The organism is Chitinophaga sp. (assembly GCF_036569185.1).
Classification (GTDB): domain Bacteria; phylum Bacteroidota; class Bacteroidia; order Chitinophagales; family Chitinophagaceae; genus Chitinophaga.
This window is the reverse complement of record NZ_DATCRD010000305.1, coordinates 1-8,659: the sequence shown is the minus strand read 5'-3', so window position 1 is coordinate 8,659 and position 8,659 is coordinate 1. Positions and strand designations below refer to the sequence as shown.

Here is an 8,659-nt window from a genome sequence, read left to right as displayed (position 1 = left end):
AAAAATGATCCTTTAACCTATCGGCCCAGGTATTTTTCGCATATCAACCAGGCCATGCAGTGGATGACCTTACCACAGCAGCACCCGGATGATGTAAACATGCAGGTAGATAAAAACGGTGAAGATAACCGGGCCCGGATTATCCTGGATATATCTGCAGACCTGTTGCCGGATTACCTGCGTGAGTTCAGGCGAATGTTTGAGAACAGGGCGTTCGTGATAGAGAAAATGCACCTGTATGCAGCGCTCAGCAAGCGGGAAAAGGAAATCTTATCACTCATCACAAAGCATTACAGCAACCAGGAAATTGCCGACAGGTACGCTATCACGCTGAATACTGCTAAAACCCACCGCAAAAATATCATCCATAAACTACGATGTAAAGATAACGCTGAACTGATGTACTACCGGGTGTTTGGCTGATTACCCACTAGTGGGTATTTTTTAAATGGCCGCAGGTTTTGACCTTTGGGTATCCCATGGGGATAAACCATTTACGTATGAAATACCATCAAACCAAAATTATTGGCGTTGTATTATTCCTTTCCTATGTTGCGGTAACCTGTAAAAAGTCATCTACCGAACCACCTAAAGATCAGGGTAAACTGGAAGTGATCAGCAACGCTTCCCTGGCCAATAAGAGCAACGCATTACAGGGGATTTATACCAGTGCAGATAACAACTATCGCATTTACTACTACGGCAACTTTAACAGCAAGGGCGTACCAGAAAGAATTGAGCAAATGATGCTCAGGAAAACAGCGGGCGACACGGCTGTAAGCGTTGTGCTGGACCAGTTGCAGCGGCCAAAATATTGCTTTGTAAGCATTGCAGGCGTTAAAATGAATGGACTGGTAAGCTTCCACTATGATGAAGCGAATAAGACTGCCATTAAGGTATTTGATTATAATTTTTCCAATAACGACTCAAAGTTATTGTACAGCTTTGTGGTAGATAATCCTTCCGGTAAGCTCGAATCTAAAGTAAGTTATGCTTCGTTAAACGGAGGTTTGCTCATGTTATTGCTGCAGGCGGGAGCTACAAGCCCTGATCCGTGGATGTCGCAGGTGATCACTGCACAGGGCGCCGTCAAACTAATTGACATGGTGGTGTTAGGCGTATCCGCACTTGGCTGTACTATTAGTTTACCCGCCTGTATTGCAGGAGGCATAGCAGCGGCTATGGTGGGCACCAATGCTGCCAACGCCAGCGAAATGGATCTTGACCGCGCCCCGGCGGATGCGCCGCCCAGCCCCAAAACACAAACGGAAAACAGCCAGGCGGAAACCACCAGCTACATGCTGGGAACCAATAAGCTTTTCCAGTTCAGCTACGGAGGGGGAATCTACTGTGTGCTCAATGGCGAATACTTTGATGCGTTTGCAGATATCAAACTGAAAAAATCGACCGGTTCCATCATCAGCTCAAAGATCTTCATCTACCAGAAAGAAACAAAGATCGATCCTTCCTGCTCTCCAACACCGGTTATTCCTGTTAACCAGCACGTATATACGTATACAAGCGGGGGCATTACCGGGAATAACGTGAACATTAAGTATGCCTGGACCACTGGCCGCCCGTTCTGTTATGTAACGCTCACGGGCACACTAAAAGATAACGTGATTACCGGCGCCATTACAATGGACCGGAATGATGGCGCCCTGGGCTCGCTGGATTATAACATTTCCATTCCTATTACCATCAAACAGCTATACTAAAAAGTGATATGTTACGCATGAAAAAGCTACTGTTGATCGCATGCTTTGCTGCCGGCGTGGCCGCCTGTAAAAAAGGCGATGGCTCAACCTCCCCTGTAATAAATGATCAGAAGATATCGGCAGCATTTTCCTTTACCATTGCCGATACCGCTGTTTATCCCTTTAAAGTGAATTTTGAAAATCTTTCCCGGAATGCAAAGTCCTATTCCTGGTCTTTCGGGAATGGTGCAACCAGCACAGAACAACAGCCCGCTGCCATTTATACCGCTAACGGCAATTATACGGTGCGCCTGGTAGCGGCTGATGGTAACCGGAAAGACTCTACGGAGAAAACTATTACTATCAACATTAAAGGCCCCATTGCCGATTTCACCTTTGCCACGCCTGATATCCTGAAACCCAGCCAGCTGGCATTCACCAGCACAACGGTAAGAGGAAAGGATTACCTGTGGAATTTCGGGGACGGTAGCACATCGGTACTGCCCAATCCCACACATACTTATGCCGCTGCCGGAAAGTTCACCGTAAAGTTAACGGTGAAAAATCCCACCGGGGAAGCAATAGTAACCAAAGAAATAAACATCAGCAATACAGTTTCCTATACTTCATTTGATGGCAAACAGTATAGTCTGTTCCCCTGGCCCGGTAACCGGGTCGTTATCTTATCCCGCCACCTTAATCTTGATCCGGCGGTAATGACTAAATGGGTGAGCACTATGGATAGTGTATATGGCTTTTACAGGGCTTGTACAGGCCGGGATCCCGGACCTGCCAAAATCCTGGACGGGCGGAGTGTAATAGCCGATGTGCCTGCTACCTGTGGCGCGGGCTGCGGATACCTGGGCGCAACAGGTATCGAAATCCTGAACACCAATTTCGATATTATTTACAATGGGATCCGCAACAACAACCAATTCGACCAGGTTCCTTTTTACGAATTTGGCAGGAACTTCTGGTTTTATGGAGATCAGCTGGCCTATAAAACGAATGATCCTGTTACCACCGGTTATGCAGTGCTGATGCGCTTTATGAGTCTTGATGCCACTGGTGTGCAGGGCGGGCCTTTTGTTGGCGGCACTGTGATGCCCTTTGCGGAGTTCAAAGGCGCTGTTACAAAACTGGTGGATCAGTATACGGCCAATGCTTCGCTGAACTGGAGCAATACGCTGGGGGTAAACGCAGGTGTGCCCGGCGGATTTGGAGGAGCTACCGATTTGTTTGCCTCTTTCTGCATGCGGTTAACAAGGGATTACGGCGGGGAAAATTTTATCCGCAACGTGTGGAAGCAGGCTGGCAGTCGCCCTGCGGCGATTACCACACAGGATGCGGTTGACAACTTTATCCTGGCGTCATGTGCTGCTGCCAATAAGAATCTTACCACCCTGTTTGTGACTACCTGGCGCTGGCCCATGAGCGATGCCGCAAAAACGGCGGCCGGAAAGTATCCGTGAGTAACCTGTAAATAATATTTGTTTATTAAGTTACAATTGGTTACTTTTTGAAGACATATATTCACTCCATATGTCACCAGGTTTCCTCAAAACAACTGCTCCCGGCGTTTCCCGCGCCGCTGCTAATCAACCGGTTCCTCATAATGGTATTGCCTATCCGGCTGTTGCAACGCTGCCTGTATTACAACAAGGCGAGGGGATTATGCAGTTTAAAATCGAAAAGATGCTGGAAAATGGAAGTGATAAAAAAGCGATCGACAACTACCTGAAGATAATGGTGAATGCACGTAACCAGACTTTTGAAGAAGCAGTGGAAGAAGTGATAGTGCTGTTCCCGAAATTGAGTAATGAATTGCAGATCCCCCAAACATGGCGTGCACTGCAGGAATTTTTACGGGGAGAAAATACTAATGCCATGACAGAGCATATCCTCCAGTTATCGAAAAGTGTGAATGATATTTATATGCGTCATACACCATATCCGAACCTGGTGTCCAATGTCCTTAGGCCAGACAAGCCTTTTACCATTCCGCAAAGTCAGCGAAGCCAGGAGCTTTCCGGGGAGCTGTATACGGCCATTGACAAGAAAGCAAGGCAACTGTTTGCCGAGGTGCAGGCCGGGAATAATGGTGCAAAAACGGAATTGGGAAACCTCTTGCGTTATGATGAAGAACAGGGTACCTATAAAGGATATATGCTGGGTGTACTGATCATGGATGGACAGGTGTTTGCTACCTGCTCCGGCGGTGCATCCACCGGTTTTCAGGCTATTGCACAGTCGCTGGGTATGCAGTATGTGAGGGCTGTGATGGATGTGGAAGAAGCCCGGGAAATTATTGCCCGGGAAATAGGCCGCCAGAGTTTTGGCACCGGCGAAGAAAAGAACATTGTAAAAGAAAAGGCAGACGGCAAAGAGGTGAAAACCGGGGCTACCGGTACCTGTGCTGCCCCAAAGCTGATCTGGTCTATTATTGACGGTACCAGCGTGAAAATACATCCTACCACTTTGCAACATGCCTCCATGACGGAAAGATGGGTGTCGCCACTCAATGATAACAGTACGGTACCTATTGTAGACGCGCATGGTGAAGTCAGAGAATACGGCAGCGGCGACATTGTACCTTCCTGTAAGGCTTGTCAGCATTTAATGCAGGGACTGGAAAGGCGCCTGCACGACAGGTTGGGACAGAGCCTTAAATTTAAACAATACAGGGAAGAAGAAATGTCTCCTGAAAATATAGAAAAGAGAAGAGTGGCGAGGGAAGAAAAAGAGGCGCTGGACAAGGAATATAACAGCGCCACTCTCAATGAATTTTCCGCTGAAGTGCAGGAGTTAAACGAAGCCATAGAGAAGTTACTGGATACCATTATAAAAGGGGAGAATTCTATCCTGAAGGAGGAACTGAGCTTCCTGAAAAGCAGTACAGACAGGTTGGAGGAGTTGCGTTTTGACCTGCAGGCTTTTGCAAAGATCCAGTTGGGCGACAGCAGGGAAGCGGTAGTTGCAGCATCCGGGCAACTAAAAGAAGGACAACACGTTATTGGAACTATGGTAGAAGGTATTAATACATACTGGAAAAAAGTTGCTGAAAGTGAGCCAGCCGAAGAGAAGAAGAAAGGATCATCTTCCAAAAAAAGCAACCCGAGGAACAAGAAGGGAAAATAACAATAGTAGATTTAAGATGAACGGATCATTTAAATGAGTAAGAAAAGTTTTTTAGAGAACATTGCCGGGTATATATTATTGGCGGCTGCTGGCGTCTTTTTTATAGTTATCTGGAATCCCTTTCAACTGGCTATCTATAGCCTCTTTACCGGAGCTGTTATATTTCTTATATTTTACATCAGGCAGCCCGAAAAACAACCATTAAGCAAACATCATTTAAGAAGATACCTTTTTTATACCGGGGTAACTTATTTCCTGGTAGTAGTGTTATATTCCCTGTCGCCTTACCTGCGATTGAAAGAATTTCAATGGACGCACCCGGGTTATCATACTGTACAGGGAGAAGTGGCCGTTTCCGGGTATGGGGTGTACAAACAACGGAGTAATTTGTACGGTTTTGTTAATGTTGATTATAGCTACCAGGTAAATGGCCATCGTTATCAGCAACATCAGAAGGAAGTGCTTAAGTTTTATTCTTTCCCCATATTTTCCAATACTAAAACTGAGTATTTAAGCGGCCAGGTAGCCCGTAGGTTTAGCCGGCTGCAACAACAGGAAAGTTATGTGATCATGGTAAATGATCGCCAGCCTGACCGCAGCCGCTTCTTTAGCAGCGCAGAAGCGTTTTATTGGAGTGGAAGTGCTTTAAAAAATTTCCTGGCCGGAATACTGTTTATGATAATTATTTTTGCCATGATAGGCCTCTTCGCATTTTTATTCAGGAACTACAAAACAGGTAAATCATAAGCAATATTCATTTTAAACCAATCAAAGAACGGCTGTCATCCTGCCGCTTTTTTTCCTGTAGAATTTTTTTTAATTTAGCGGCATGAGAATGACCGTAATGTTATAAACCTTTCCTGGCTTAGTTCTTAAGCAATGCGCCGTTTAGGGAGTGGCGCCAATAACCTCATCGTATAGTTTTTTAATCAGTATTTATTTGTCCTGCCACAACGGGATGGTTGTGCTATGGACTTTATCAAAAAATAATTTTATGCCGGATATATTAAGTAAACAAGCAATCGACCAGTTCATTACAGAGGGATTTGTTCGCATTGATAATGTATTCTCCCCGGATACTGCCAGCGCCGCCCTGGATATTTTATGGAAAGATATTCCTTTTGAACGCGGGAACCCCAACACCTGGACAGAGCCGGTGATCCGCCTGGGCATGTATACGCAGCAGCCCTTTATCGCATCGGTTAACACGCCGGAACTGCATGCCGCTTTTGACCAGCTGGTTGGTGAAGGCAGATGGATCCCCTGCCAAAGTGTAGGCAGTTTCCCGGTCAGGTTTCCCTCCCCCAAACAGCCCAACGACACCGGCAGGCATGTGGACGTAAGCTTCCCGGGCGACGACCCCTCCAATTACTTTGAATGGCGCGCCAATATATCATCCAAAGGACGTGCTTTATTAATGCTGGTGCTCTATTCTGATGTAACGGAGGCCGATGCCCCTACCATCATCTACCGGAAATCGCATAAGGATGTAGCCAGGCTTTTATCCCCGGAAGGAGACAGGGGGCTTTCTTTTATGGAGCTTGCCGGCAGGTTGCATGAATTGCCGGAAAGGGAAGAAGCGCTGGCAGTGGGTAAAGCTGGTACCATTTATTTGTGCCACCCGTTCCTGGTGCATGCCGCCCAGGCGCATCGTGGCCATACGCCTAAATTTATGGCGCAACCTCCTTTGTTATTGCGAAATGAATTGGTGATTGAAGGTTCGGAGGTAGGGTATACGCCTGTGGAAAAGGCTATCCGGCTGGCGCTGGGGTAATAAAACAAGGCCTTCAGATCAGCGGATCTGAAGGCCTTATCGTATTGAGCTCATATCTCATGCGTCTGGTATTTCAGGCTCTACCAGTTTTGCCAGTTTTTCCAGGGACTCCTGCCAGCCCAGGTAACACATTTCAACAGGTATCATAGCAGGGATGCCTTCCTGTGTGATCTTTATTTCTGTACCGGCAATAGTTTTCCGGAGCCATACAGAAGTGATCATTTCTCCCGGCAGATTGGGATCGTCAAATTTATCAGTGTATTTTAAAAATTCGTTAGGCTTGATTTCGAGGTATACGCCCCCGAATGAATGGCTGTGACCAGTGCCGAAGTTCTGGAAAGAAGCCCTGAAAGCGCCGTCTACTTTTACTTCCTGTTCGTGAACGGTGCAAAGAAATCCATAAGGAGGCAACCATGATGCGATGGCAGTGGGTTCAGTAAATGCGCGATAAACTTTTTCGGGCGATGTTTTAAGAACCCGGTGCAGAGAAACAGTGTTGTTTGACATAAGATGCAATTTTATTCCTACTCATCTGGCTTTTCGGTTTCGCCCGTTTTTAAAGTGGTAGCTGCTCCACTTATTGTATGCCGTTTGTTTATTTCTTACCGACATAACAAAGGTGAAAAGAAAATCAGATTCATACGGTGGGGATATACGACAATTTGGAGGGTGGTTTGCGACCGGGTTCGTTTTTTGGCGTCTATCGGCTATCTTTGGCCCATTGAAAGGCAATAGTAAATAAGTATTGATATGTTTTTTGTTAGTGAGGCCAAACAAACCGAACCATCCATCTTCCATACGCCATTACAACAAATGGTATATGAAATGTTCAGGGAGAAAGGTGTGAAATATGAGCGGGTGGATACAGACCCCGCAATCACAATGGAAGATTGTACCAGGATAGATGAACGGCTGAACATGAAAACAGTGAAAACACTTTTTCTCTGTAACCGGCAGCAAACAAATTTCTACCTGGTGGTGACCACCGCCCAAAAGCCTTTCAAAACAAAAGATCTGAGCGCAGCGCTGGGAATTTCCCGCCTGTCTTTTGCCCCGGTTGAACTGCTGAATTCCATACTGGGAACGGATATTGGCGCCGCAACGGTGTTCGGGCTGATGTTGGACAATAAGATGGCCGTACAGCTGGTCATCGATAACGATATTCTTGCGGAAGAATGGTATGGCTGCAGCGATGGTACTACCACCAGCTATCTCAAGCTCAGCACGGCATGGGTGATAAACGAATTCATCCCCTTTACCGGCCATACGCCCAAATTCGTACAGCTATAGCCGGCTATACCCTTAAACACCCACGGAATCCCCTGGCAGCATAATAAGACTCCGCACCATTGTGATACACAAAAACATGATCATACCGGCGGTCACAGAACAACGCCCCGCCAAGCTTCCTTATGGCAGGAGGGGTTACTATCCAGCTCGATGTTTTCAGGTCAAAGCTGCCAAGCTGCTGTAAGTCGCGGTATTGCGCCTCTGTTAAAAGCTCAATGCCCATATCAGCAGCCATTTCAACGGCGCTGTTTCCCGGTTTATGCTCTTTCCTTGATTCAAGGGCTTCGTGATCATAGCAGATACTTCTGCGGCCTTTGGGGCTTTCTGCTGAACAGTCGAAAAAAATGTATTCATCCTTCGCTTTATCATATCCCACTACATCCGGTTCGCCGCCGGTTAGTTCCATTTCATCGAGCGACCATAATTTTGCCGGATTGGCTTCCAGCTTTGCCTGTAGCCTGGCCCAGTCGAGCCCCTTATGACGTTGCTTGTTTTTCTCAAAGCGGGTTTTTAATACGCTGAGCAGTGACTGTGATTGTTCTGGCGATAGTTTTCGTTTAGTGTTTTTCATATGGTTGATAGTTAACGCCTGGAATTATAGGTTGCAGCAAAAGTAAATAATTTTGTCGCAATTCATCCCTCATGTTGTCGTTTTCGCACCGGGTCTGATTCTGAAATGAATTTCATCTTTGTGTTGTCAATAAAATTCAAACTAAAACTCAAACAGCGATATGAAAAATTTACTCAAAGCCTCTCATCT

9 protein-coding genes are annotated in these 8,659 nt (G+C 46.3%); 7 read left to right on the top strand and 2 right to left on the bottom strand.

Going from position 1 to position 8,659, the window contains the following annotated elements; all coding sequences use genetic code 11:
• The 6 genes from VIM72_RS23775 to VIM72_RS23750 all read left to right on the top strand — a co-directional run.
• Positions 1-423: helix-turn-helix transcriptional regulator (locus VIM72_RS23775; protein WP_332005314.1), on the top strand; the 423-nt coding region annotated here is incomplete at its 5' end.
• 77 nt (positions 424-500) lie between these two features.
• Complete coding sequence (locus VIM72_RS23770) at positions 501-1,718, top strand: hypothetical protein (RefSeq protein ID WP_332005313.1); 1,218 nt, start codon at positions 501-503, stop codon at positions 1,716-1,718.
• 17 nt (positions 1,719-1,735) lie between these two features.
• Positions 1,736-3,169, top strand: a complete 1,434-nt coding sequence (locus tag VIM72_RS23765; protein ID WP_332005312.1) for a PKD domain-containing protein — start codon at positions 1,736-1,738, stop codon at positions 3,167-3,169.
• A 70-nt stretch (positions 3,170-3,239) separates the two neighbouring features.
• The gene (locus VIM72_RS23760) at positions 3,240-4,835 is read left to right on the top strand and encodes a hypothetical protein (RefSeq protein WP_332005311.1); all 1,596 of its coding nucleotides are present in this window, start codon (positions 3,240-3,242) and stop codon (positions 4,833-4,835) included.
• A gap of 33 nt (positions 4,836-4,868) precedes the next feature.
• Positions 4,869-5,582, top strand: a complete 714-nt coding sequence (locus tag VIM72_RS23755) for a hypothetical protein (RefSeq protein ID WP_332005310.1) — start codon at positions 4,869-4,871, stop codon at positions 5,580-5,582.
• A gap of 247 nt (positions 5,583-5,829) precedes the next feature.
• Positions 5,830-6,609: a hypothetical protein gene (locus tag VIM72_RS23750; RefSeq protein WP_332005309.1), complete on the top strand. Its 780-nt coding sequence runs from the start codon at positions 5,830-5,832 to the stop codon at positions 6,607-6,609.
• A gap of 57 nt (positions 6,610-6,666) precedes the next feature.
• Here the strand turns inward: VIM72_RS23750 and VIM72_RS23745 are convergent, their stop codons facing one another.
• Entirely contained in the window at positions 6,667-7,116 is a 450-nt protein-coding gene (locus VIM72_RS23745) for an SRPBCC family protein (RefSeq protein ID WP_332005308.1), read from the bottom strand.
• A gap of 243 nt (positions 7,117-7,359) precedes the next feature.
• Here VIM72_RS23745 and VIM72_RS23740 point away from each other — a divergent pair, with 243 nt between their 5' ends.
• A complete protein-coding gene (locus VIM72_RS23740) occupies positions 7,360-7,899 on the top strand; it encodes a prolyl-tRNA synthetase associated domain-containing protein (RefSeq protein ID WP_332005307.1) in 540 nt (179 codons plus the stop codon).
• Between the two features lie 4 nt (positions 7,900-7,903).
• Here VIM72_RS23740 and VIM72_RS23735 read toward each other — a convergent pair whose 3' ends face one another.
• Positions 7,904-8,470 carry a DUF4256 domain-containing protein gene (locus tag VIM72_RS23735; protein WP_332005306.1) on the bottom strand — a complete coding sequence of 189 codons (567 nt, stop codon included), beginning with the start codon at positions 8,468-8,470 and terminating at the stop codon, positions 7,904-7,906.
• Positions 8,471-8,659 lie beyond the last annotated feature (189 nt).

What these genes read in the sequence shown, in the direction of transcription:
- VIM72_RS23735 (WP_332005306.1), bottom strand. Translation starts at nt 8,470, where the DNA reads ATGAAAAACACTAAACGAAAACTATCGCCAGAACAATCACAGTCACTG.
- VIM72_RS23765 (WP_332005312.1), top strand. Translation starts at nt 1,736, where the DNA reads ATGAAAAAGCTACTGTTGATCGCATGCTTTGCTGCCGGCGTGGCCGCC.
- VIM72_RS23750 (WP_332005309.1), top strand. Translation starts at nt 5,830, where the DNA reads ATGCCGGATATATTAAGTAAACAAGCAATCGACCAGTTCATTACAGAG.
- VIM72_RS23755 (WP_332005310.1), top strand. Translation starts at nt 4,869, where the DNA reads ATGAGTAAGAAAAGTTTTTTAGAGAACATTGCCGGGTATATATTATTG.
- VIM72_RS23740 (WP_332005307.1), top strand. Translation starts at nt 7,360, where the DNA reads ATGTTTTTTGTTAGTGAGGCCAAACAAACCGAACCATCCATCTTCCAT.
- VIM72_RS23745 (WP_332005308.1), bottom strand. Translation starts at nt 7,116, where the DNA reads ATGTCAAACAACACTGTTTCTCTGCACCGGGTTCTTAAAACATCGCCC.
- VIM72_RS23770 (WP_332005313.1), top strand. Translation starts at nt 501, where the DNA reads ATGAAATACCATCAAACCAAAATTATTGGCGTTGTATTATTCCTTTCC.
- VIM72_RS23760 (WP_332005311.1), top strand. Translation starts at nt 3,240, where the DNA reads ATGTCACCAGGTTTCCTCAAAACAACTGCTCCCGGCGTTTCCCGCGCC.